This window comes from Burkholderia sp. HMSC10F09, assembly GCF_001806955.1.
GTDB lineage: Bacteria > Pseudomonadota > Gammaproteobacteria > Burkholderiales > Burkholderiaceae > Burkholderia > Burkholderia multivorans.
On record NZ_KV786864.1, the window covers coordinates 20,047 to 20,347 of the forward strand.

A 301-nucleotide genomic window follows, 5' to 3' on the forward strand; every position below is an offset into this window, starting at 1 on the left:
CGCGAACCTGTCGCTGCGCGAAGGCGAAATTGTCGGGCTGCTCGGCCGTTCCGGTTCCGGCAAGTCGACGCTGCTGCGCATCATCGCGGGGCTGATCGAGCCGACCGGCGGCGAAGTCACGTATCTCGGCAAGCCGTTGCGCGGGCCGGCCGAAGGCGTCGCGATGGTATTCCAGACGTTCGCGCTGTTCCCGTGGCTCACCGTGCTGCAGAACGTCGAGGCCGGCCTCGAGGCGCTCGGCGTCGGCGCCCGCGAGCGGCGCGAGCGAGCGCTCGCCGCGATCGACCTGATCGGCCTCGAC

1 protein-coding gene is annotated in these 301 nt (G+C 70.8%); it reads left to right on the forward strand.

The genetic code is table 11. From position 1 onward, the window contains the following. Positions 1-301 (forward strand): ATP-binding cassette domain-containing protein (locus tag HMPREF3115_RS23835; RefSeq protein ID WP_256276407.1); only part of this gene is annotated, 301 nt, incomplete at both ends.